Genomic DNA, 22,248 nt, shown 5'->3' with positions numbered 1-22,248 from the left:
GGACTCAGACCCGCCGCATCACCGAGACGACCTTGCCCAGCACCTCGGCCCGGTCGCCGTCGATGACCTGGAAGGCCGCGTTGCGCGGTTCGAGGTAGACGTGCCCACCCCGTCGCCGCAGCACCTTCACGGTGGCCTCGCCGTCGATCATCGCGGCGACGATCTCACCCGAATGTGCCTCGTGCTGTTGCCGAACCACCACGATGTCGCCGTCGCAGATCGCGGCGTCGACCATCGACTCGCCGCGCACCCGCAGGCCGAACACGGTGCCGGACCCGACCAGCTCGCGCGGCAGCGCCAGTACCTCGTCGGCGTGCTCCTCGGCGAGGATCGGGCTGCCGGCGGCGATGTCACCGACCACGGGCACGGTCACCGAGTTCCGGGCCGACTCGTGTGATCCGGATTCCCGGAGGAACATCCGGACGTCTATCGGCCGTGTCATCGCGGCCCCTCGCCGCAGAAAGCCCTTGTCCTCCAGGCTCTTCAGGTGCTTGGACACCGACGAGGATGACCGCAGTCCCACCGCGTCCCCGAGCTGCCGGGTGCTCGGCGGGTACCCGTGTGCGACCACCCAGTCCCGAATCGTGGCCAGGATCTGCTGCTGGCGAGGCGGCAGCGTCGAAGTGTCGAGGCCATCGAACATGTCGAGATCGTCGTATCCGGTCACCGGGCGAATGGTAGTGGTGGTCGGGGATCGTGCCGAACGCGCTGCACCGCGGTGGGGTGAGCGGCCGGTTCCGCGACGGGCCCGACGAGAAAAGTGTGGGGTCCCGCCCGGAAACCGGGTGGGACCCCACACTTTCGAGTGCGACCCTCAGATGAGGGCAGAGCCGGAAGCTCAGTGGCCGCCGTTGGCCTTGAGCCGCTCGAAGGACTCCGCGATGACCTTCTCGGCCTCCGCGAGTCCGACCCAGTCGGCGCCGGTGACGTGCTTGTTCGGCTCGAGGTCCTTGTAGTGGACGAAGAAGTGCTTGATCGCGTCCAGCTCGAACTGCGAGACGTCGGCGAGGTCCTGGATGTGGTCCCAGCGCGGATCGCCTGCCGGCACGCACAGCACCTTGTCGTCTCCGCCGGCCTCGTCGACCATCTTGAACATGCCGACGGGGCGGGCCTCGACGATGACGCCGGGGTAGACCGACTCGGGCAGCAGCACCATCGCGTCCAGCGGATCGCCGTCCTCGCCCAGAGTGTTCTCGATGTAGCCGTAGTCGGCGGGGTAGCCGAACGACGTGTAGAGGTAGCGGTCCAACTTCACGCGGCCGGTCTCGTGGTCGACCTCGTACTTGTTGCGCTGACCCTTGGGGATCTCGATCGTGACGTCGAACTCCACGACGCTTCCTCGCTTTGTCTCGGTGGATGGTGCGGGGTCAGGGTAACCGGTCGGCGATACTGTTGGAACAACGGAATGACCAGTGGGTGCCGTCCGGCGGGCCACGACACAATCGGAGGGGTGTTGGCGAAGGCAGGCGCGAAGGATCGCAAGATGGGATCCCTGGCCACCCAACGGCGCAAACGGGTCCGGATGCTGCTCATCGGGGTGCTCGTCGCCGCCGTCGCCGCGGGCACCGCCGTGATCGTGGTGGTCAAGCCGGACCTGGGCTTTTCCGCGGACGCGGCGACCACCACGACCGTGGCGGCGCCCCCGCCGGTGCAGCTCGCACCCCAGGTGGCACCGGTGCCCGCCGACGCCCCGATGCCGAGCCCGGCCGGGGTGGCGGCTGCGCTGGGGCCTGCGCTGGCCGACCCCGCGCTCGGTGCGTTCACCGGTGTCGTCTCCGACGCCGCCACCGGCACCGTGCTCTGGAGCCAGGGCCCCGACACGCCGATGATTCCGGCGTCGACCGCCAAGGTGCTCACCGCGGCGGCGGCGCTGCTCGCGCTGCCCCCGCAGCACCGCGTCGCCACCCGGGTCGTGCGCGGCGAGGCGCCCGGCCAGATCGTGCTGGTGGGCGGCGGCGACCCGACGCTCACCGCGCAACCCGCCGGTCAGCCCGGCTTCTACCCGGGCGCCCCACGGCTGGACGACCTGATCGACCAGGTGCGCAGCGCCGGTGTCCCGGTGCAGAGCGTCGTCGTCGACAACGGCGTCTACGCCGGCCCGCCGCTGGCGCAGGGCTGGTTCCCCGACGACGTCGGTGCCGGGTACATCGCCCCGATCGAGCCGGTGATGCTCGACGGCGGACGCCTGCGCCCGCTCGAGGACGAGTCGCCGCGCAGCGCCACCCCGTCGTTGGACGCCGGCCGACTGCTGGCGGCCGCGCTGGGCGTCGACCCGGCCACCGTGACCACCGGCACCGCGCCATCGGGCGCCGCCCCGCTGGCGTCGGTGGAGTCGGCGCCGCTGCGGAACCGGCTCGACCAGATGATGAGCCATTCCGACAACGTGCTCGCGGAGGCCGTCGCGCGCGAGATCGCGATGAAGGTCGGCACCGAGGCGTCCTTCGCCGGGGCCGACGCCGCGATCACCCAGACCCTCGGCGCCGCCGGTTTCCACCTCGGGGGGTTGACGCTGCACGACGCCAGCGGGCTGTCCGTGGACGACCGGATCCCGGCCCGGTTGCTGGACGAGGTGCTGACCGTCGCGGCCGGTTCCGACCAGCCGAAACTGCGTCCGCTGCTGGACTACCTGCCCGTCGCGGGTGCCACCGGCACGTTGTCCGACCGGTACGCCTCCGGTGACCGCAACGGCGCCGGATGGGTGCGTGCCAAGACCGGCACGCTGTCCAACGCCAGCGCCCTGGTCGGCTACGTCACCACCGTCGACAACCGGGTGCTGACCTTCTCGCTGATGTCCAACGACCGGCCGCCCGAGGTCAGCCGACCGGCCCTCGACGCGCTCGCCTCGACACTGCGTTCCTGCGGCTGCCGATGACCACGGACCGCGCGGACGTGCCCGGCGGGCTCGCCGGCGCGGTCGACTGGGATCTCGCCGCGCGGACCGGGGTCAGACTGTCGCGGCCGGGCCCGAACACCAGCAGGCTGTTCGCGGAGGCGGTAGTCGGGGAGTTGGCCGAGGCGTCGGTGCGTGCCGAGGGTCCCGTCCGGGAGGTCACCGGGCTCGCCGACGGGCTGCCGGTGCCTGCCGCCCGGGTGGTGGACCGGGCCGGCTGGATCCGGGCCGCCGCGGAGTCGATGGCCAACCTGACCGGTGACGCCGACCGGCCGGATTCGCAGGCAGGCGCAGGCCTGCTCGGCGGCCGGCCGGCCGGGCTGCAGGCGGGCGCCATGCTGGCCTTCCTCTCCTCGGCGATCCTCGGCCAGTACGACCCGTTCACCGGCGAACACGGCACCCTGCTGCTGGTCGCGCCGAACGTCGTGGCGGTCGAGCGCGCGCTGCGGGTGCCGCGGAGCGACTTCCGGCTCTGGGTGTGCCTGCACGAGGTCACCCACCGGGTGCAGTTCTCCGCTGCGCCGTGGATCGCCGGCTACATGCGTGAGAACGTCGCCACCGTCGGCGCCGGCGGCGACGAACCGATCGCCGACCTGGTCGGCCGGCTCGTCTCCGTGGCGCGTCAGCGGCGGTCCGGCGCCGAGCAGGCGCCCGAGGAGCGCGGGCTCATCGGGCTGTTGCGGGCCACCCAGTCGGAGCCGCAGCGGGCGGCCCTGGACCGGCTGCTGATGCTGGGCACCCTGCTCGAGGGGCATGCGGACCACGTGATGGACGCGGCCGGGCCTGCGGTCGTCCCGTCCGTGGCGCGGATCCGGAGCGCCTTCGAGCAGCGACGCAACCGGCAGGCCAACTCGTTGCAGCGGTTGGTGCGGGCGCTGCTCGGGATGGACGCGAAGATGGCGCAGTACGTGCGCGGCAAGGCCTTCGTCGACGCCGTCGTCGGACGGGTCGGGATGGCCGAGTTCAACGCCGTCTGGACCGGGCCGGACGCCCTGCCCCGGGTCGACGAGATCGAGGACCACGAGAAGTGGATCGCCAGGGTGCTGGGTTGAGCAAGCTCCCGGAGGGGCAGGCGCTGCTCGAGCTGCGTCACGCGGTTCGGCGCTGGACGGCCGAACACGGCGGCGGCGGCGTCGCGGTCGCGTTGTCCGGCGGCGCCGACTCGCTGGCGCTGACCGCGGCCGCGGTCGCCGAGGCCGGGCCGGTGCACGCGTTGGTCGTCGACCACCGACTCCAGGACGGATCAGCGGAGGTCGCCGCTCGCGCCGCCGAGCGGGCCCTGGCGCTGGGCTGCGCGTCGGCCCGGGTGCTGGCGGTCCGGGTGCACGGCTCCGGCGGGATGGAGGCCGCTGCCCGGCGGGCCCGCTACGAGGCGTTGGACGGCGCCCGCGAGGGCCGGGCGGTACTGCTCGGGCACACCCTCGACGACCAGGCCGAGACCGTGCTGCTCGGGCTGTCCCGGGGGTCGGGGCCGCGCTCGCTGGCCGGCATGCGCGACTACGACGCGCCGTGGGGCCGGCCGCTGCTGCGGGTGCGCCGCGCGGTGACCGCCCGGGCCTGCGCCGAACTCGCGCTGCCGCCGTACCAGGACCCGCACAACTCGAGCCCCGAGTTCACCCGGGTGCGGCTGCGGACCGAGGCGCTGCCGCTGCTCGAGCAGATCCTCGGCGGCGGGGTCGCGCAGGCATTGGCGCGCACCGCGGACCAGCTCCGCGAGGACGGCGAGGTGCTCGACGCGCTGGCGTCGGAGCTGCTGGCGGAGGCCGAACGGGTCGATGGCGGGGCCAGTGAGCTCGAGGTCACCGCCCTCGCCGGTGCGCATCCCGCGGTCCGGCGTCGGGCACTGCGGTCCTGGCTGCTGGCCGGCGGTGCGCGATCCCTGACGGACGGTCAGCTGCGCGCGGCCGACGAGCTGGTGGGACGCTGGCGCGGGCAGGGTGGGGTGGCCGTCGGCGGCGGCAGGCCGGGCGTGAGGTTGGTGCTCTCGCGGCGACGTGGCAGGCTGTCGGTCGGGCTCGTCAGCGACCCGCAAAGCGAACAGCAAAGGGGTTAGCGCCGTGTACGAAGGCGACATCGCATCCGTCTTGATCTCCGAGGACGAGATCCGGGAGAAGACGGCCGAGCTGGCCGCGATCATCGCGGAGCGCTATCCGGTCGGCGCACCGGAGGGCGACCTGCTGCTGGTGGGAGTGCTCAAGGGCGCGGTCTTCTTCATGACCGACCTGGCCCGGGCCCTGCCGATCCCCACCCAGATGGAGTTCATGGCGGTCAGTTCCTACGGCTCGTCGACGTCCTCCTCGGGCGTCGTGCGAATCCTCAAGGACCTGGACAAGGACATCGCCGGCAGGCACGTGCTGATCGTCGAGGACATCATCGACTCCGGCCTGACGCTGTCGTGGCTGATGCGCAACCTCTCCACCCGCAACCCGGCCTCGCTCGAGGTGGTCACGCTGCTGCGCAAGCCCGACGCGGTCAAGGCCGACATCAAGGTCGCCAACGTGGGCTTCGACATCCCGAACGAGTTCGTGGTCGGCTACGGCCTCGACTATGCCGAGCGCTACCGGGACCTGCCCTACATCGGCACCCTCGAGCCCACCGTCTACGGCGGCTGAGAGCCCAGACATGACGGGCCCGGACTTCACCGCCGCGTCCATCGCGGCCCGGGTTCGGGCCGGTGAACTCGACCCGGCCGACGCCGTCGACGACGCGTTGGACCGGATCGCCGCCCGGGACGCGACGTTCGGTGCGTTCGTGACCGTGCGGGTCGAGCAGGCCAGGGCTGAGGCGGTCGCGCTGGCCGAGCGTCCGGACCTCGCGTCGCTGCCGCTGGCAGGCGTCCCGATCGCGATCAAGGACAACGTCGCGGTTGCCGGGCTCCCGGAGGGTGACGGCTCGGCCGCCACCTCCGCGGTCCCCAAGTCCGTGGACCATCCGGTGGTGGCGCGACTGCGGGCCGCGGGCGCGGTGGTCGTCGGGGTCACCGCAGTCCCCGAACTCTGCGTGTTCGGGGCCACCGACACACCCGATGTGATCACCCGCAACCCGTGGAACCTCGACCGGACGCCCGGCGGGTCGTCCGGTGGATCGGCCGCGGCCGTCGCCGCCGGCATGGTTCCGGTCGCGCACGGTGCGGACGGCATGGGCTCGATCCGGATCCCGTCCGCGGCTTGCGGGCTGGTCGGCCTCAAGCCCGGTCGCGGTGTGGTGCCCGCGGAACTGGGCGTGCACTCCTGGTTCGGCATGTCCGAGAACGGTCCGCTGACCACCACCGTCGAGGACGCCGCGCTGTTGCTCTCGGTCATGGCAGGTCGGCCCGAGCTCGCGGAGATCTCCGACCCCGGCACCCTGCGGATCGGGGTGTCGGTCGCGGCACCGTTGCCGATGGTGCGGGTCGACCCGCACTGGCGGGCCGCGGCCGAGGGCGCCGCCGCCCGGCTCGGCGGGGCCGGCCACCACGTCGCTGCCGCACGACTGCCGTACCCGGCGAATCCGCTGCCGCTGCTGGCGCGGTGGACCGCGGGCACCGCCGCGGACGCCGACGCGTTGGACCCGGCGTTGCTGCAGCCGCGGACCCGACGGCATGCCGCGCTCGGGCGGACGCTGAAGCGGTTCGTCACCCCGGGGCCGGTGGAGCGGCTGACGGCGGCGCTGGAACGCTGCTTCGCCGAGTACGACGTGGTGATCACGCCCACGCTGGCCGCCTCGCCGATCGAGGCGCTCCGGTGGAGCGAGAAGTCGTGGCTGTCGAACATCGTCGCCAACATCCGGTACGCGCCGTTCCCGTCGCTGTGGAACCTGGTCGGCTGGCCCGCGGTCACCGTCCCGGCGGGCATCCATCCCGAGTCGGGGACGCCGCTGGCCGTGCAGATCGTCGCGCCGCCCGGAGGCGAGGCGCGGATCCTGGCCGTCGCGGCCCAGCTCGAGCAGCTGCAGCCCTGGACGCGGGTCGCGTCGGTGTGAACTGCCTGCGGGTCGTGTCGGTGTGAACTGCCGACCGGTCAGCTCGGCCGGTCCGCGGACTCGTGCGAGACCACCCGCTCGAGCGCGCGCAGATCCTGTTCGAGCAGCCGGAACAGCCAGTAGGCGGCCAGGAACGCGAAGATCGCGCCGACGCACAGGATGCGGACCGCGCCGATCACCTCGGGTATCTGCTCGGGGGAAAGGAAGGTCACCCCGGCCACGGCGATCAGGGGCACCGATGCCGCCACCGCCAGGTAGAGGGTGCTGCGCCGGTCCAGGCCGCGCAGCTTGCGGGCGTCGTCGCTGCTGGTGATGCCCGACGGCAGCAGCACCGGGTAGAGGCAGCGGACCACGTAGAACGTCACGAAGAAGAACGGGTAGGCCACCGCGATTGCCCCGCACACCGCGAGCGACCCGACGAAGTGCACGTACACGTTGGACGGAATCCCGCCTGCCCCGAGCTGCAGCGCGATCGGGTAGGCCAGCCCGGCGACCGCCCACAGCCCGAAGACCACCATCACGACGCGGTCGCCGAGCAACAGGGTGTCAGTGCGGGCCCGGGCGAGAGTGGCGGCGTCGTAGCTGCGGCCCCGGCGCAGCCCGCGGGGGACGGTCAGCGGGTAGCGGCACAGGTACAGCAGCAGGATTGTCCCGAGCGGGAAGCTGATCGCATTGATCACGGCCTGGAGCTGCTCGAAGTTCTGCTGCACGTCGGGGGAGAGCGTGTTGATGATCAGCGTCTTGTTGTGGTGGTAGTTGTACAGCCCGGCGAGGGCGTTGGGCACCGCGATGGCCAGGATCAGGATCGGGACTGCCCACCGCCGCATCCTCGTCCGAGCGCTGCCCGGCGGCGGGTCGACGAGATCGCGGGCGTGGGGGTCCAGGCACAGTTCGAGTTGCTGGGCCAGTTCGGCACCGGACGGCCAGCGTTGCCCGGGGTCCGGTTGCAGGGCGGTGAGGAGCACCCGGCGCAGCGTCGCCGGGCAGTCGGCGGGAAGTCTGTCGAGGGCGGCGTCGCCCACCCCGCGCCGCCGGTCGGCCAGCATCAGCTCCAGGTCGGCGGAACCGTCGTCCGGGTCGGTCCGGTCCGGGAACGGGCGCGCGCCGGTGAGCAGCTCCCACAGCATGACGCCGAGCGCGTAGAGGTCGCTGCGGGTGTCGAGGTCTGCGGCGGTGGACTCGTCCGTCGGCACGCACGCCCGCAGCTGCTCGGGCGACATGTAGGCCAGCGAGCCGCCGAAGTAGGCGACCGGGTTGGCCCCGGAGACCTGGTCGCTGAAGCTGATGTTGAAGTCGGCGAGCTTGGGCACTCCCTCGGCGGTGAGCAGCACGTTGGCGGGTTTGATGTCGCGGTGCAGCACGCCGCGCCGCCCGGAGTAGTCGAGCGCGTCGGCCAGCCGTCGGCCCAGCCAGGCGACAGCCTCCGGCCAGGTCAGCTGGGCGATCTCGGTGCGGACGCTCGAATCGGTGGGCCGGATCTCGGCCTTGGCTGCGAGCACCGCGTCGATCTCGTCGAGCAGCAGTTGGCCGCTGCGCTCGGCGACCGGGGTGTCGCGGACCCGGCGCAGCACGCCGAGCAGGGTGCCGCCGGGCAGGTACTGCATGTACAGCAGCTTCATCTCCAGGTCGTCGACCACCCGCTGGTCGAACACCCGGACTATGTAGTCGTGGTCGAGCTGGGCGAGGGTCTGCGGCTCGGTGCCGTGGTCCCGGGAGATCTTCACCGCCACCAGTCGCTGCATGGACCGCTGCCTGGCCAGGAAGACCCGCGCGAACGCGCCGCGCCCCAGTGCCATCAACAGGTCGAAGTCGTCAACCCGTTGGCCGGAGTCGAGGTCGTCGAGGGTCGGGGGCAGTCCGGTCGCGTCCGGGCGGGTGGGCGTGAGCGAGGTCCGGGTGCGCCCGCCGACCTCGGTGGTGTCGAGCATCTCGGTCGAGTCGGGAGCTGCGGCCGGGGGACCGTCGAGCGCAGTGGTCTCCGGCGACCGGTCCGCAGCGACCGTCGCCTCGGGCGGCTTCCGGGTCGGGCGGTCCGTCACGGGGCTGCCCTCCGGTCGCGCCCGCTCCGTGGAGATCCTCCGGAGGGCACTGGCCAAGCGTATCGCCGTCGGAGCGGACGGGTGGGCGGTGCGGGCAGGTCGTGCCGGGAGGCCGACCTGCGATGTCGCCGGGTGGAACCATTACGGAACCTCGCTCGTTCTACTGATCGGAGGCGGTGTGGAGACCGACACCGACTCCCCGCCGAGGAACGCAAACGGGCATTGCCGGAGGCGTTCGCGGTAACCTGTGGTCGTCCGGTTGAACAGCTGGAACCCGGCAAACCGAGTCCGACCTGACCTGGATGGGCTCGACCGGAAGTGGAAAGGAACTGGCCCGAGCGGCTGAACCTGTATGAACCGCAAGACAGTGTTTCGAAATCTGGGGATCGTCGCCGCCATCCTGCTGATCATCTATGCGTTCAGCTACTTCGGGAACGACACCCGCGGCTACACCAACGTCGACACCTCGGTTGCGGTTGCCCAACTCCAGGGCAAGAACGTCACCGACGCGCAGATCGACGACCGTGAGCAGCAGGTCCGCTTGACCCTGAAGCAGGGCAGCGAGGCGACCAGTGACGCCACCAAGATCATTGCCAAGTACCCGAGCGCGGCCTCCGAGCAGATCTTCACCGAGGTCCAGAACGCCGGGATGGACAAGTACGACACGAAGGTCAGCCAGGAGAACTGGCTGACCTCGCTCCTGCTGTTCGTGCTGCCGATGGTCATCCTGCTGGGCCTGTTCGTCTTCGTCATGGGTCGCATGCAGGGCGGCGGCAAGGGCGGCGTGATGGGCTTCGGCAAGTCGAAGGCCAAGCAGCTCACCAAGGACATGCCCAAGACGACGTTCGCGGACGTCGCGGGCGCCGACGAGGCCGTCGAAGAGCTGTACGAGATCAAGGACTTCCTGCAGAACCCGGCGCGATACCAGGCGCTCGGCGCGAAGATCCCGAAGGGTGTGTTGCTGTACGGCCCGCCCGGAACCGGAAAGACGCTGCTCGCGAGGGCCGTCGCCGGTGAGGCCGGGGTCCCGTTCTTCACCATCTCCGGTTCGGACTTCGTCGAGATGTTCGTCGGCGTCGGCGCCTCCCGGGTGCGCGACCTGTTCGAGCAGGCCAAGCAGAACAGCCCCTGCATCATCTTCGTCGACGAGATCGACGCGGTCGGGCGCCAGCGCGGCGCCGGCCTCGGCGGCGGTCACGACGAGCGTGAGCAGACCCTCAACCAGCTGCTGGTCGAGATGGACGGCTTCGGCGACCGCACCGGCATCATCCTGATCGCCGCAACCAACCGCCCGGACATCCTGGACCCGGCGCTGCTGCGGCCGGGCCGGTTCGACCGCCAGATTCCGATCGGCAACCCGGACCTGGCCGGTCGGCGCGCGATCCTGAAGGTGCACTCGAAGGGCAAGCCGCTCGATCAGCACGCGGACCTCGAGGGCCTCGCCAAGCGGACCGTCGGCATGTCCGGCGCGGACCTGGCGAACGTCATCAACGAGGCCGCCCTGCTGACCGCTCGCGAGAACGGCACGCTGATCACCGAGGCCGCCCTCGAGGAGTCGGTGGACCGCGTCATCGGCGGCCCGCGTCGCAAGAGCCGGATCATCAGTGAGCACGAGAAGAAGATCACCGCGTACCACGAGGGCGGGCACACGCTCGCCGCGTGGGCGATGCCGGACATCGAGCCGGTCTACAAGGTCACCATCCTGGCCCGCGGTCGCACCGGTGGCCACGCCATGACGGTGCCCGAGGACGACAAGGGCCTGATGACCCGCTCGGAGATGATCGCCCGCCTGGTGATGGCGATGGGTGGCCGGGCAGCCGAGGAGTTGGTCTTCCACGAGCCGACCACGGGTGCCTCGTCGGACATCGACCAGGCGACCAAGATCGCCCGCGCGATGGTCACCGAGTACGGAATGAGCGCCAAGCTGGGTGCCGTTCGGTACGGGCAGGAACAGGGCGACCCGTTCCTCGGCCGGTCGATGGGCGTGAGCTCGGAGTACTCGCACGAGGTGGCCCGCGAGATCGACGAGGAGGTGCGCAACCTCATCGAGGCCGCACACACCGAGGCATGGTCGATCCTCAACGAGCACCGTGACCTGCTCGACGTCGTGGCGACCGAACTGCTCGAGCGGGAGACCCTGACCCGCAAGGATCTCGAGAAGATCTTCGCCGACGTGGAGAAGCGTCCGCGGATCACCGAGTTCAACGACTTCGGTGGCCGCACCCCGTCCGACAAGCCGCCGGTGAAGACGCCGCGGGAGTTGGCGATCGAGCGCGGTGAGCCGTTGCCGGACGAGTCCGCCCGGCAGCCCACCTTCAGCAAGCGGGCACCGGCGACCACGGCCGCGCCGACCGCCGCGGCGGCAACGCCTGCCCCGCAGAACGGCTACCCGGTTCCCGCGGCGAACACCGGTGGCTTCCAGCCGGCGCCGAACTCGGGCGGCTTCCAGTCGTACGGCGATCCGCGGTCGCAGCCGCAGGGCTCGGTGCCGGACTACGGCGCACCGGCCGGCTGGTCGGCGCCGGGCTGGCCGCCGCGTGAGTCGAACGAGGGGCAGTACCCGAAGCCGGCCGAGTACCCGTACGGCCAGTACCCGCCGCAGGGCTCCCCGGCGGCTCAGTACCCGCCCCCGGGTGGCCCGGCCGCGCCGTACCCGCCGCAGGGTGGTCAGTACCCGTCTTCGGGGCCGAGCCGTCAGTACCCGCAGAAGGGTGAGCAGCAGGGCGGCTACTCGGGTTACCCCCAGTGGAACCCGCCGCCCCAGCCGCCGCTCGAGTCCCAGCAGCACCAGGAGCCGACGCAGCACGCTGAGACCCCACGGCCGCCGGAGTCCAAGGACGGCTCGACCGAGCGGTGGGAAGGCCCGAACGGTAACCAGTAGTTTCGCGAGCACTAGGCTGTCACTGGTTCTTTGTCCCGGTGGGGCGCAATCAGTGGACATCGGTCCGAGAGTGTGTGGAGGTGCGGTCGGGTGTCGGTCAATCAACTCGGTGATGCGAATTCTCGTGGGGCAAGCGAGCTGTCGCATGAGCTGAAGTCGATCTCGTCTGGTCGGGAGTTCGACCAGCCGCGTGCGGAGGCGGCGGTGCGCGAACTGCTCATCGCGGTCGGCGAGGATCCGGACCGGCCCGGGCTGGCGGACACGCCGTCGCGCGTTGCGCGCGCCTACCGTGAGGTGTTCGCCGGCCTGTACACCGATCCGGACGCGGTGCTCAACACGACCTTCGACGAGGGCCACCAGGAGCTGGTGCTGGTTCGCGACATCCCGATGTACTCCACCTGCGAGCATCACCTGGTGTCGTTCCACGGTGTCGCGCACGTCGGCTACATCCCCGGCTCGACCGGCCGGGTGACGGGGCTCTCGAAGCTGGCCCGCCTGGTCGACCTGTACGCGAAGCGGCCGCAGGTGCAGGAACGACTGACCAGTCAGATCGCCGATGCCATGGTGCGCAAGCTCGATCCGCGCGGCGTGATCGTCGTGGTGGAGGCCGAGCACCTGTGCATGGCCATGCGTGGCATCCGCAAGCCCGGCGCGAGCACCACCACCTCGGCCGTCCGCGGCCTGCTCCAGTCCAGCGCCGCCTCGCGTGCCGAGGCGCTGGACCTGATCCTGCGCAAGTGATCGTGTTGCCTGCCCCGGGTCGCTGCGTGGTGATGGGGGTGCTGAACGTCACCAGCGACTCCTTCTCGGACGGCGGGCAGTTCCTGGATCGGGACGCGGCCGTCGGGCACGGTCTCGAGTTGCGGGATCTCGGGGTGGACATCGTCGACGTCGGCGGCGAGTCGACTCGGCCCGGAGCTCAGCGGGTGGATGCGGCGGTCGAGGCGCGACGGGTGGCGCCGGTGATCGCCGACCTCGTCGCCGAGGGCATCTCGGTCAGCGTCGACACCATGCGTGCCTCGGTTGCCGAGGCCGCCATCGAGGCCGGGGCAGGCGTCGTCAACGACGTCTCCGGTGGCCGCGCCGACCCGGCGATGGCCCGGGTGCTCGCGGATGCGGGGCTGCCGTGGATTCTGATGCACTGGCGATCGGCAGGCGAGTACGTGCATGCCGGCGGCGTCGAGCACTACGGCGACGTGGTCGCCGAGGTGTCCACGGAACTGCTCCGCCAGGTGGACGCCGCCGTGCGCGCCGGCGTCGACCCGTCGAACCTGATCCTCGACCCGGGTCTCGGGTTCGCGAAGACCGCCGAGCACAACTGGGCGCTGCTCGGGGCGCTGCCGCGGCTGAACGCGCTCGGCTTCCCGGTGCTGATCGGTGCCTCCCGGAAGCGGTTCCTCGGCTCGCTGCTCGCGGACGAGTCCGGCGACCGCCCGCCCGCCGGGCGCGAGGTGGCCACCGCCGTCATCTCCGCGCTGGCCGCGCGGGGCGACGCCTGGGGTGTGCGGGTGCACGACGTACGGGGTTCTCGCGACGCGATCGCGGTGGCCCAGGCCTGGACCGCGGCAGAGGAGGCATCGGATGGCTGACCGGATCGAGTTGCGTGGCCTGAAGATCCGTGGCAATCACGGTGTGTTCGAGCACGAGAAGCGAGACGGACAGGACTTCTACATCGACATCACGGTGTGGATGGACCTCGCACCTGCCGCGGCCTCGGACGATCTTGCGGACACCCTGCACTACGGGGAGTTGGCGCAGACCGCGGCCGAGATTGTTGCGGGTCCGCCGCGCGACCTGATCGAGACGGTGGCCGCGGAGATTGCCGACGCGGTGCTGCGCGACGACCGGGTCAACGCGGTCGAGGTCACCGTGCACAAACCGTCGGCGCCGATTCCGTTGACCTTCGCGGACGTGGCCGTCGTGGCCCGGCGTTCACGTCAGGGCGCACGGGGATGAGCCGGGTGGTGCTCTCGATCGGGTCCAACATGGGAGACCCGCTGGTGCACCTGCGTTCGGTGGTGTCGGCACTCGGCGACCGGGTGATCGCGGCGTCGAGCGTGTACGCGACCGCGCCGTGGGGCGGTGTCGAGCAGCAGGACTTCCTCAACGCGACGGTGATCGCCGAGGATCCCGACCTGGACTGCTGGGGTTGGCTTCGGCTGGGGCAGGAACTGGAGTCGGCCGCGGACCGGGTGCGTGAGCAGCGCTGGGGGCCGCGAAGTCTGGACGTGGACGTGGTGGACTGCGACGGCACGGTCAGCGCCGATGCGCGGCTGACCCTCCCGCACCCGCGGGCCCACGAGCGGGCGTTCGTGCTGGCCCCGTGGCTCGAGGTGGACCCGGACGCGGCGCTCGTCGTGGCCGGCGAGACGGTCGCGGCGCGGGACCTACTGGCCGGACTGGACCCGGCCGAGCGCGACGGGGTGCGCCGTACCGAGCTGCGGTTGGTGTCGCCGTGACCGGTGCCACCCGCGTGCGGGACCTGCTCGCCCTGGCCGCGTTCGCGGCGATCGCCACGTGGTTGCTGGTTGGTGCGTTCTACGGCTCGCTGCCGCCCGTGCCGGTGTTTGCGGGAGCCTCGCTGTACCCGGTCGCGGCGATCGAGGTGGCGCTCGCCTTCGTGATCCGGGCCCGAATCGCCGACCATCGAATCGGTTCGGGACCGCGTCAACTGCACCCGATCACGGCGGCCCGGGCGGTCGCGTTGGCGAAGGCGTCGGCGCTCGTCGGTGCGGCCAGCGCCGGGGTGTGGACGGGTCTGCTGCTCTTCCTGCTCCCGAAACGCTCCACCGTCGACGCCGCCGCCGGCGACACGACGGGCGCGGTGGTGGGTTTGGTCGCGGGAACCCTGCTGGTAGCGGCGGCGCTGTGGCTCGAACACTGTTGCAAGACACCGGATGAGCCGCCGGACGAGCCTGCTCTCTGACCGGTTGTGGCCAAATCGCGGCCTCTCACAATGTGAGCGAGTCGGTCGGGACGGCTATCCTCGAAATCATGACGGTTACTGGTCGCGCGGCTTCGCTCCGGCGAAACAAGCGCAGCACTAGCCAGGTGATCGTGGCCGCGCTGGTGGCACTCGCGGTCGTCGCCAGCCTGTTCCTGATCTTCAGCAGCAGCGTGCAGTTGCTGAGAGTTGGCCTGGTCATTGCGCTCTGGGCGGCGACGCTGGGCGCGATCGCGATGACGAAGTACCGCCGGGAGTCCGCTGCGGACAAGGCGAAGGTGCGCGACCTGCAGACGGTGTACGAACTGCAGCTCGAGCGCGAGATCACCGCTCGGCGTGAGTACGAGTCGGGCGTCGAGGCGCGGGTTCGGAGCGAGACCACCCTGCAGGCCTCGGAGATGGCCGCGCTGCGGGCCGAGTTGGCGGCGCTGCGCGGCAACCTCGAGTTCCTGTTCGAGGGCCGGATGCCGGCCGACCGCGTCGCCCTCACCGCGGACGCTCGCCGGATGGGCGAGCTGGGCCGCGGGGCGAGTGCGGCGGATGCCCCGCCGCCGGTCACCGGCTACCGACGGACCATCGACCCGGACCCGGAGTACGTCGGTGCCGCCGCCCGCCCGAGCTTCACGCCGGATCCCGCATACGCCGGACAGGGACGGCCACGGTTCGCGACCCCCTTCGACGCGCCGGTCACCGCCGAGGTGTCGACTGTGGGGGAGGACGAGTCCGAGGCGCCTGCTCCGAGGGCCGGAACGGGCACCCCGACCGCGGCCCCGAGGCCCGAGCCGGAGCCGGTGACCGCGCCCCAGCCCGTGGTGGACAAGCCCGCGCCCACGCCGCCCACGCCCGAGGCGGTTGCTGCGCGCGAGCCCGAGCCCGAGCCCGAGCCCGAGTCCGGCCCCGAGCCGGAACCGGAGACCACCGCGGTCACCGGACGTCGGTCGCGCCGACGGGTCGAGCCGGAGCCCGCACCGGGCGCGCACTCGGCTGCCGACGGGCTCACCGTCGCCGAGATCATGGCGAACATGCAGAAGGCCGACGCGGCCGCCGAGCCGCGTGCGGGTCGCCGCCGCCGCGACTGACGCGAGCCCACCACGCGCGGTGCGATATATCACTCCGCCGACCGTGGCGGCCGTCACCGCCAGACGACTATCCTCGCTGTGAACGTCCGGTACCCGCACCGCGGGACTGGAACGAACGAGAGGAACAACGGTGACCTCATTCGAGATCACTCGAGATGGGCCGTTTCGCGACACGACGCCCGCACGCCTGACGGTAGGAATCGTCTCGGCGGGACGCGTGGGAACCGCGATCGGTGCTGCGCTCGAGCGCGTCGGCCACGTGGTGGCCGCCTGTACTGCGATTTCGGATGCCTCGCTCCGCCGAGCCCGGCTCCGACTTCCCGATTCCGAGATCCTGCCCGCGACCGACGTGGCCGGCCGTTGTGAACTGCTGATTCTGGCGGTGCCCGACGACCAGCTCGCAGACCTGGTCTCCGGCCTGGCCGCCACCGGTTCGGTCCGGCGCGGCACGTTGGTCGCGCACACCTCCGGGGCCAACGGCATCGGCGTGCTCGCACCACTCACGGCACTCGGTGCGGTGCCGCTGGCAATCCACCCCGCGATGACCTTCACCGGCCACGACGAGGACGTCGCCCGGATGTCGTCGGCCTGCTTCGGCATCACCGCGGCGGACGAGATCGGCTACGCCATCGCCCAGTCGCTGGTCCTGGAGATCGGCGGCGAGCCCGTCCAGGTCCGCGACGAGGTTCGGCCGCTCTACCACGCGGCCCTCGCGCACGGCAGCAATCACCTGGTCACCCTGGTCTCGGATGCGGTGGCCGCGTTGCGCGTCGCCCTGTCCGACGGCGACCTGCTCGGCCAGCAGTTGGTGGACGGTGACCCCAACGGCGTGGCCGAACGGGTGCTCGCGCCGCTGCTGTCGGCGGCCCTGGACAACGCACTGCGACGGGGACCGTCGGCGCTGACCGGACCGGTGGCCCGGGGCGACGTCGACGCGGTGACCACCCACCTGCGGGTGCTGCGTGAGGTCGATCCGCAGCTCGCGCGGGGGTACCGCGCAATGTCGCTGCGCTCGGCGCAGGTCGCAGGCGCCAAGCCCGAACTCATCGAGATCCTGGAGGACAAACCGTGAACGGCTATGCCCGCGGAGAACTGACCGTGCACCACGACCCCGCGGTGCTGACCAAGGTGTCCAAGGCGCTGCGCCACGTCGGCCGACAGGTCGCGCTGGTCCCGACCATGGGCGCGCTGCACGCCGGGCACCTCGAGCTGGTCCGGCAGGCCCAGATGCGCGGCGCGGTCGTGATCGTGTCGATCTTCGTCAACCCGCTGCAGTTCGCGGCGGGGGAGGACCTCGACGCATACCCCCGCACCCTCGACAGCGACCTCGAACTGTTGCGCGGCGAGGGTGTGGAGTTGGTCTTCGCGCCGTCGGTCGCGCAGATGTACCCCGCCGGGCAGCGCACGATGATCCATCCGGGTCCGCTGGGCGCCGAGCTCGAGGGCGCCAGCAGGCCGACCCACTTCGCCGGGATGCTGACCGTCGTGGCCAAGCTGCTGCAGATCGCCGCGCCGAACACCGCGTACTTCGGCGAGAAGGACTACCAGCAGCTCACCCTGATCCGGCAGATGGTCCTCGACCTCGACTTCGACGTCGAGATCATCGGCGTGCCCACGGTGCGTGAGCAGGACGGACTCGCGCTGTCCTCGCGGAACCGGTACCTCGACGCCGACCAGCGGTCCGTGGCGACGGCCATCTCCGCGGCACTGGTGGCAGGCGCGTACGCCGCCGCAGGCGGCGCGGAGGCCATCCTGGCCACCGCCGGAGCCGTGCTCGCGGCCACGCCCGAGATCGAGGTCGACTACCTGGAGGTCCGCGGTGTGGACCTCGGGCCTGCGCCCGAACGCGGCGACGGCCGACTGCTCGTCGCGGCCCGGCTGGGCGAGACCCGCCTGATCGACAACGTCGGCGTTGCCGTCGGCACCGGATTCCTGGAGCGGGAAGTGGACACCCGCACCACCTCACCCACCGACCTTTTCAGCTAGCCCCGGAGGACACACATGTTTCGCACCATGATGAAGTCGAAGATCCACCGCGCTACCGTCACCCACGCGGACCTGCACTACGTCGGGTCGGTCACGGTGGACCAGGACCTGATGGACGCCGCCGATCTGCTCGAGGGTGAGCAGGTCTGCATCGTCGACATCGACAACGGCTCCCGCCTCGAGACCTACGTCATCGCCGGCGAGCGCGGTACCGGTGTCATCGGGATCAACGGTGCCGCAGCGCATCTGGTCAAGCCGGGGCACCTGGTCATCCTCATCGCCTACGGCGTGATGAACGAGCAGGAGTGCCGTGACTACGCGCCGAAGGTGGTCTTCGTGGACGCCGACAACGCGCCGGTCGAACTCGGCAGCGACCCGGCCCACGCCCCCGCGGGTTCCGGGCTGATCACGCCGCGGATGCTGTCCACGCTCGAAGACGCCGCGGCACTGGTCTAGCCGTGCTGCTCACCGTCGACGTTCGCAACACCAACCTCACTCTCGGGTTGTTCGCCGGTGTCGGCGAGCACTCGAAGTTGGTGCGGGACTGGCGGATGCGCACAGATCCGCGGGTCACCGCGGACGAGCTGGCGTGGATGCTGCGCGGGCTGCTCGGGGACCAGGCGGAGCAGGTCACCGGGGTGTCCGCGTTGTCGACGGTGCCCTCGGTGCTGAGGGAACTGCGGGTGATGCTGACGCGCTACTGGCCGCACGTCCCGCACGTGGTGGTCGAGCCGGGAGTGCGCACCGGGGTGCCGCTGCTGGTCGACAACCCCAAGGAGGTGGGTGCCGACCGGATCGTGAACAGCCTTGCCGCGCACGATCTCTACGGCGGTCCCTGCATCGTCGTGGACTTCGGCGTGTCCACTTGTGTGGATGTGGTGTCCGCCAAGGGTGAGTTCCTCGGCGGGGTGATCGCGCCGGGCCTCGAGGTCTCCGTCGACGCGTTGGCCTCCCAGTCGGCGGCGTTGCGCAAGGTGGAACTGCTGCGGCCACGCTCGGTGGTCGGCAAGAACACCGTCGAGTGCATGCAGTCCGGCGCGATCTTCGGGTTCGCCGGTCTGGTGGACGGCCTGGTGGGCCGGGTGCGCGCGGAGGTGCCGGCCTTCGCCGGCGACGACGTCACCGTGATCGCCACCGGTGACAGCGCGGCGCTGGTGATGCCGGAGTCGTCGACCATCGCCCACCTCGAGCGGGATCTCGCCCTCGAAGGATTGCGAATTGTGTACGAGCGCAACCAGGCTCGCAATGCGGCCCGGCGACCTCCGGTGGCCTGAGCGGATCCCGAGGCGGTCGAGGGGCCGGCGCCGGGGTTCCCTGATCCGGGATTCTGTGCCAGACTGATCGGCGTGAATCACCGCATGGTCGCCCAGGAGTGTTGTCGAGGCTGAACGCAGCCCTCGATCAATTCCCCATTCCTGGAGTCTCTGCCATGCCTTCCACATCTGTGGTCTCTTCTCTGAACCCATTTTCTTCCCGGTCCCCGCGGAACCCGGTCGACCGTTCCGTCTCGCCGAGCCGGCTGCGGCCGGCGGACCTGCTGCGCATCAGCGACCAGGGCGCACAGGACGTGCTCGACGGCCGCTTCGCGGACCTGCTCCCCGGGCGCTGGCCCAGTGCGGAGCGCTGGTCCACCCGACTGCATGCGGACGACGACGTCGACGTGTGGCTGATCAGTTGGGTGCCCGGCATCGCCACCGAGCTCCACGACCATGCCGGATCGCTCGGTGCGCTCACCGTGCTCAGCGGGACACTGGCGGAATATCGCTGGGGTGGAACCGAACTGAAGTACCGGACGCTCGAGGCCGGGGACCAGGCCTCCTTCCCGCTGGGGTGGGTTCACGACGTGGTGCAGGCGCCCGGAACGGCGTCCGGCGCGGACCAGCCGACGCTGAGCGTGCACGCCTACTCGCCGCCGCTGACGGCCATGTCCTACTACGAGGTGACCGATCACGGCAGCCTCCGTCGCACCCGCACCGAGCTCACCGACCTCCCGGAAGGACTGACGGCATGACCATCGACGAGATGCTCGAGGCGGCGCGCAGCAGCTACCGGCGCCTGACGGTGTTCGAACTCGAGGCGGCCGTCGCCCGCGGGGCGATCGTGGTGGACATCCGCCCGCAGGCGCAGCGGCAGCGCGAGGGCACCCTGCCCGGCGCCCTCGCGATCGAGCGGAACGTGCTCGAATGGCGGCTCGACCCGACCAGCGATGCGCGCCTGGCCGCCGCCGTCGACCACGACGTGGAGTGGATCGTGGTGTGCTCGGAGGGGTACACCTCCAGCCTGGCGGCCGCGGCGCTGCAGGAGCTGGGGCTGCACCGCGCCACCGACCTGGTCGGCGGGTACCAGGCGATGCGCTCGGCAGGCCTGCTCGGCGTGCTGATGCGGGCCCGGCACGTGGTTCGCGAGGGTGAGGCCGTCGTCGCGCACTGAGACCAGCGGCGCTGGTCTTGCGTGCAGGCATTAGGCTGACCGTCCGTGAGTGATGTTATAGCCGAGCCCGCCGACGACACCCCCGAGCAGCTGCGGATCCGCCGCGAGAAGCGGGACCGGATCCTTGCGCAGGGGCAGCAGGCGTACCCCGTCTCGGTTCCGCGCACGCACAGCCTCGGCGAGGTCCGCGCGCAGTACCCCGACCTCGAGCCGGACACCGCCACCGGCGCCCAGGTCGGCATCGTCGGTCGGGTGATCTTCCTGCGGAACACCGGCAAGCTGTGCTTCGCGACGCTGCAGGAGGGCGACGGCACCCAGCTGCAGGCGATGATCAGCCTCGCCGGTGTCGGCGAGGACGCCCTCGCCGCCTGGAAGTCCGACGTGGACCTCGGCGACTTCGTGTTCGTGCACGGCGAGGTGATCAGCTCCCGACGTGGCGAGCTGTCCGTGATGGCCGACAGCTGGCAGATCGCGTCCAAGTCGCTGCGGCCGCTGCCGGTCGCGCACAAGGAGATGAACGAGGAGTCCCGGGTCCGGCAGCGCTACGCCGACCTGATCGTGCGCCCGGAGGCCCGCGCGATGGCCCGCAAGCGGGTGGCCGTGGTGCGGGCGCTGCGCGATGCGCTCGAGTCCCGCGGTTTCCTCGAGGTCGAGACCCCGATGCTGCAGACCGTGGCCGGCGGCGCCGCGGCCCGACCGTTCGTCACCCACTCGAATGCCCTCGACATCGACCTGTACCTGCGGATCGCGCCGGAGCTGTTCCTCAAGCGCTGCGTCGTCGGCGGTATCGAGAAGGTCTTCGAGATCAACCGCAACTTCCGCAACGAGGGCATCGACTCCACGCACTCCCCGGAGTTCGCGATGCTCGAGACCTACGAGGCGTACGGCACCTACGACGACTCGGCGAAGATGACCCGCGAGCTGATCCAGGAGGTCGCGCAGGCGGCCTTCGGCACCCAGGTGGTCACCCTTGCCGACGGCGAGGAGTACGACCTGAGCGGCGAGTGGAAGACGATGGAGATGTACCCGTCGCTCTCCGCTGCCATCGGCGTCGAGGTCACTCCCGCGACCACCGTCGACGAACTGCTCGCGCTGGCCGCGCAGGTGGGGCTCGAGGTGCCCAAGGACAAGGGCTACGGCCACGGCAAGCTCGTCGAGGAGCTGTGGGAGCACCAGTGCGGCGACCAGTTGCACGAGCCCACCTTCGTGCGGAACTTCCCGGTCGAGACCTCGCCCCTGACCCGTCAGCACCGCAGTGAACCCGGTGTGACGGAGAAGTGGGACCTCTACATTCGCGGATTCGAGCTGGCCACCGGCTACTCGGAACTGGTCGACCCGGTCATCCAGCGGGAACGGTTCGCCGATCAGGCCCGACTGGCCTCGGCCGGCGACGACGAGGCAATGGCCCTTGACGAGGAGTTTCTCGCGGCAATGGAGCAGGGCATGCCGCCGACCACCGGAACCGGAATGGGTATCGACCGCCTGCTCATGGCGCTGACCGGATTGGGAATCCGGGAAACTATCCTCTTCCCAATTGTTCGGCCCGCGGCCCGCTGATCCCTTTCAATTGCTATTCCCCAGTTATTGCCGGTCATGTAGTGGTCGGTAAACGGGGTACACTCGTCGAATAGTCGCGATCGCGGCGAGAAATGGCTCTTGAATTGGAAGGGAACTCGACCCATGGCGAAGAAGGTCACCGTCACTCTGATCGATGATGTGGATCAGGAAGCGACTGCCGACGAAACGGTCGAGTTTGCGCTCGACGGCGTCATGTACGAGATCGACCTGTCCACCGAGAATGCGGCGAAGCTGCGCGAGCAGCTAGACGTCTGGGTGGGCCACGCGCGCAAGGCCTCGGGTCGTCGTAAGGTGAAGTCGGCGGCGCCGGCGACGAAGACCCGGGTGAGCGTGGATCGAGAGCAGAGCGCGGCGATCCGCGACTGGGCACGGCGCGACGGCAGGCCGGTGTCCGCCCGCGGTCGTATCTCGGCGGAAATCATCGACGCCTACAACAAAGCCAACTGACCCCCTCCGTAATT

The 22,248-nt window shown here is 70.7% G+C and carries 23 protein-coding genes; 20 read left to right on the top strand and 3 right to left on the bottom strand.

The features are described from left to right. Positions 1 to 4: 4 nt before the first annotated feature. The gene (lexA, locus tag ACFO6S_RS08895) at positions 5 to 643 is read right to left on the bottom strand and encodes a transcriptional repressor LexA (protein ID WP_378416129.1); all 639 of its coding nucleotides are present in this window, start codon (positions 641 to 643) and stop codon (positions 5 to 7) included. A gap of 195 nt (positions 644 to 838) precedes the next feature. Further along, complete coding sequence (locus ACFO6S_RS08890; protein ID WP_378416065.1) at positions 839 to 1,330, bottom strand: inorganic diphosphatase; 492 nt, start codon at positions 1,328 to 1,330, stop codon at positions 839 to 841. Positions 1,331 to 1,483: 153 nt separating this feature from the next. Here ACFO6S_RS08890 and dacB point away from each other — a divergent pair, with 153 nt between their 5' ends. Genes dacB through ACFO6S_RS08865 form a run of 5 tightly spaced genes read left to right on the top strand, consistent with a single transcriptional unit; the run spans position 1,484 to position 6,850 of the window. Next, positions 1,484 to 2,872: a D-alanyl-D-alanine carboxypeptidase/D-alanyl-D-alanine endopeptidase gene (gene dacB, locus ACFO6S_RS08885; protein ID WP_378416063.1), complete on the top strand. Its 1,389-nt coding sequence runs from the start codon at positions 1,484 to 1,486 to the stop codon at positions 2,870 to 2,872. Continuing rightward, on the top strand, positions 2,869 to 3,942 hold the full coding sequence (locus ACFO6S_RS08880; protein ID WP_378416061.1) for a zinc-dependent metalloprotease: 1,074 nt from the start codon (positions 2,869 to 2,871) through the stop codon (positions 3,940 to 3,942). The genes dacB and ACFO6S_RS08880 overlap by 4 nt, the downstream gene beginning before the upstream one ends. Next, complete coding sequence (gene tilS / locus ACFO6S_RS08875; protein WP_378416059.1) at positions 3,939 to 4,943, top strand: tRNA lysidine(34) synthetase TilS; 1,005 nt, start codon at positions 3,939 to 3,941, stop codon at positions 4,941 to 4,943. The genes ACFO6S_RS08880 and tilS overlap by 4 nt, the downstream gene beginning before the upstream one ends. Before the next feature lie 4 nt (positions 4,944 to 4,947). After that, positions 4,948 to 5,502 (top strand): hypoxanthine phosphoribosyltransferase, encoded by a 555-nt coding sequence (hpt, locus tag ACFO6S_RS08870; protein ID WP_378416057.1) that lies wholly within the window; start codon positions 4,948 to 4,950, stop codon positions 5,500 to 5,502. A 10-nt stretch (positions 5,503 to 5,512) separates the two neighbouring features. Continuing rightward, positions 5,513 to 6,850, top strand: a complete 1,338-nt coding sequence (locus tag ACFO6S_RS08865; protein WP_378416055.1) for an amidase — start codon at positions 5,513 to 5,515, stop codon at positions 6,848 to 6,850. 38 nt (positions 6,851 to 6,888) lie between these two features. Here ACFO6S_RS08865 and ACFO6S_RS08860 read toward each other — a convergent pair whose 3' ends face one another. Further along, the gene (locus ACFO6S_RS08860) at positions 6,889 to 8,889 is read right to left on the bottom strand and encodes a serine/threonine-protein kinase (protein WP_378416053.1); all 2,001 of its coding nucleotides are present in this window, start codon (positions 8,887 to 8,889) and stop codon (positions 6,889 to 6,891) included. A gap of 352 nt (positions 8,890 to 9,241) precedes the next feature. Between ACFO6S_RS08860 and ftsH the strand changes: the two genes are divergently transcribed. The 15 genes from ftsH to ACFO6S_RS08785 all read left to right on the top strand — a co-directional run bounded on the left by ftsH (position 9,242) and on the right by ACFO6S_RS08785 (position 22,234). Then, positions 9,242 to 11,770: an ATP-dependent zinc metalloprotease FtsH gene (gene ftsH / locus ACFO6S_RS08855; protein WP_378416052.1), complete on the top strand. Its 2,529-nt coding sequence runs from the start codon at positions 9,242 to 9,244 to the stop codon at positions 11,768 to 11,770. A 138-nt stretch (positions 11,771 to 11,908) separates the two neighbouring features. After that, positions 11,909 to 12,511: a GTP cyclohydrolase I FolE gene (gene folE, locus ACFO6S_RS08850; RefSeq protein ID WP_378416127.1), complete on the top strand. Its 603-nt coding sequence runs from the start codon at positions 11,909 to 11,911 to the stop codon at positions 12,509 to 12,511. 32 nt (positions 12,512 to 12,543) lie between these two features. Next, on the top strand, positions 12,544 to 13,359 hold the full coding sequence (gene folP, locus ACFO6S_RS08845) for a dihydropteroate synthase (RefSeq protein ID WP_378416125.1): 816 nt from the start codon (positions 12,544 to 12,546) through the stop codon (positions 13,357 to 13,359). Continuing rightward, positions 13,352 to 13,726, top strand: coding sequence for a dihydroneopterin aldolase (gene folB / locus ACFO6S_RS08840; RefSeq protein WP_378416050.1), 375 nt, complete (start codon positions 13,352 to 13,354; stop codon positions 13,724 to 13,726). The genes folP and folB overlap by 8 nt, the downstream gene beginning before the upstream one ends. Then, entirely contained in the window at positions 13,723 to 14,229 is a 507-nt protein-coding gene (gene folK / locus ACFO6S_RS08835) for a 2-amino-4-hydroxy-6-hydroxymethyldihydropteridine diphosphokinase (protein WP_378416048.1), read from the top strand. The genes folB and folK overlap by 4 nt, the downstream gene beginning before the upstream one ends. Then, the gene (locus ACFO6S_RS08830) at positions 14,226 to 14,696 is read left to right on the top strand and encodes a DUF3180 domain-containing protein (RefSeq protein ID WP_378416046.1); all 471 of its coding nucleotides are present in this window, start codon (positions 14,226 to 14,228) and stop codon (positions 14,694 to 14,696) included. Before folK ends, ACFO6S_RS08830 begins: the two co-directional genes overlap by 4 nt. Before the next feature lie 68 nt (positions 14,697 to 14,764). Continuing rightward, a complete protein-coding gene (locus ACFO6S_RS08825; RefSeq protein ID WP_378416044.1) occupies positions 14,765 to 15,793 on the top strand; it encodes a DUF6779 domain-containing protein in 1,029 nt (342 codons plus the stop codon). 130 nt (positions 15,794 to 15,923) lie between these two features. Next, positions 15,924 to 16,865, top strand: a complete 942-nt coding sequence (locus ACFO6S_RS08820) for a Rossmann-like and DUF2520 domain-containing protein (protein WP_378416042.1) — start codon at positions 15,924 to 15,926, stop codon at positions 16,863 to 16,865. Then, complete coding sequence (panC, locus tag ACFO6S_RS08815) at positions 16,862 to 17,779, top strand: pantoate--beta-alanine ligase (protein ID WP_378416040.1); 918 nt, start codon at positions 16,862 to 16,864, stop codon at positions 17,777 to 17,779. Before ACFO6S_RS08820 ends, panC begins: the two co-directional genes overlap by 4 nt. A 15-nt stretch (positions 17,780 to 17,794) precedes the next feature. Beyond that, on the top strand, positions 17,795 to 18,235 hold the full coding sequence (gene panD, locus ACFO6S_RS08810; RefSeq protein ID WP_378416038.1) for an aspartate 1-decarboxylase: 441 nt from the start codon (positions 17,795 to 17,797) through the stop codon (positions 18,233 to 18,235). 2 nt (positions 18,236 to 18,237) lie between these two features. Next, positions 18,238 to 19,053, top strand: a complete 816-nt coding sequence (locus tag ACFO6S_RS08805) for a type III pantothenate kinase (RefSeq protein ID WP_378416036.1) — start codon at positions 18,238 to 18,240, stop codon at positions 19,051 to 19,053. Positions 19,054 to 19,208: 155 nt separating this feature from the next. Beyond that, positions 19,209 to 19,790 (top strand): cysteine dioxygenase, encoded by a 582-nt coding sequence (locus ACFO6S_RS08800; RefSeq protein WP_378416034.1) that lies wholly within the window; start codon positions 19,209 to 19,211, stop codon positions 19,788 to 19,790. Further along, positions 19,787 to 20,209 carry a rhodanese-like domain-containing protein gene (locus tag ACFO6S_RS08795; RefSeq protein WP_378416032.1) on the top strand — a complete coding sequence of 141 codons (423 nt, stop codon included), beginning with the start codon at positions 19,787 to 19,789 and terminating at the stop codon, positions 20,207 to 20,209. The genes ACFO6S_RS08800 and ACFO6S_RS08795 overlap by 4 nt, the downstream gene beginning before the upstream one ends. Positions 20,210 to 20,254: 45 nt before the next feature. Further along, positions 20,255 to 21,766 carry a lysine--tRNA ligase gene (lysS, locus tag ACFO6S_RS08790; RefSeq protein ID WP_378416030.1) on the top strand — a complete coding sequence of 504 codons (1,512 nt, stop codon included), beginning with the start codon at positions 20,255 to 20,257 and terminating at the stop codon, positions 21,764 to 21,766. 123 nt (positions 21,767 to 21,889) lie between these two features. Next, positions 21,890 to 22,234, top strand: coding sequence for a histone-like nucleoid-structuring protein Lsr2 (locus ACFO6S_RS08785; RefSeq protein ID WP_378416028.1), 345 nt, complete (start codon positions 21,890 to 21,892; stop codon positions 22,232 to 22,234). Positions 22,235 to 22,248: the final 14 nt, after the last annotated feature.

Source organism: Rhodococcus kronopolitis (genome assembly GCF_042654025.1).
Classification (GTDB): Bacteria; Actinomycetota; Actinomycetes; order Mycobacteriales; family Mycobacteriaceae; genus Rhodococcus_G; species Rhodococcus_G kronopolitis.
Note: the sequence above shows the minus strand (reverse complement) of the source record. Positions and strands in the feature narration are given on the sequence as shown.

Excerpts from the sequence above, each read along its gene's own strand:
- lexA (WP_378416129.1), bottom strand. The coding sequence starts at position 643 with ATGTTCGATGGCCTCGACACTTCGACGCTGCCGCCTCGCCAGCAGCAG.
- dacB (WP_378416063.1), top strand. The coding sequence starts at position 1,484 with ATGGGATCCCTGGCCACCCAACGGCGCAAACGGGTCCGGATGCTGCTC.
- ACFO6S_RS08880 (WP_378416061.1), top strand. The coding sequence starts at position 2,869 with ATGACCACGGACCGCGCGGACGTGCCCGGCGGGCTCGCCGGCGCGGTC.
- ACFO6S_RS08865 (WP_378416055.1), top strand. The coding sequence starts at position 5,513 with ATGACGGGCCCGGACTTCACCGCCGCGTCCATCGCGGCCCGGGTTCGG.
- ftsH (WP_378416052.1), top strand. The coding sequence starts at position 9,242 with ATGAACCGCAAGACAGTGTTTCGAAATCTGGGGATCGTCGCCGCCATC.
- folP (WP_378416125.1), top strand. The coding sequence starts at position 12,544 with ATGGGGGTGCTGAACGTCACCAGCGACTCCTTCTCGGACGGCGGGCAG.
- folB (WP_378416050.1), top strand. The coding sequence starts at position 13,352 with ATGGCTGACCGGATCGAGTTGCGTGGCCTGAAGATCCGTGGCAATCAC.
- folK (WP_378416048.1), top strand. The coding sequence starts at position 13,723 with ATGAGCCGGGTGGTGCTCTCGATCGGGTCCAACATGGGAGACCCGCTG.
- ACFO6S_RS08825 (WP_378416044.1), top strand. The coding sequence starts at position 14,765 with ATGACGGTTACTGGTCGCGCGGCTTCGCTCCGGCGAAACAAGCGCAGC.
- panD (WP_378416038.1), top strand. The coding sequence starts at position 17,795 with ATGTTTCGCACCATGATGAAGTCGAAGATCCACCGCGCTACCGTCACC.
- ACFO6S_RS08800 (WP_378416034.1), top strand. The coding sequence starts at position 19,209 with ATGCCTTCCACATCTGTGGTCTCTTCTCTGAACCCATTTTCTTCCCGG.
- ACFO6S_RS08795 (WP_378416032.1), top strand. The coding sequence starts at position 19,787 with ATGACCATCGACGAGATGCTCGAGGCGGCGCGCAGCAGCTACCGGCGC.
- ACFO6S_RS08785 (WP_378416028.1), top strand. The coding sequence starts at position 21,890 with ATGGCGAAGAAGGTCACCGTCACTCTGATCGATGATGTGGATCAGGAA.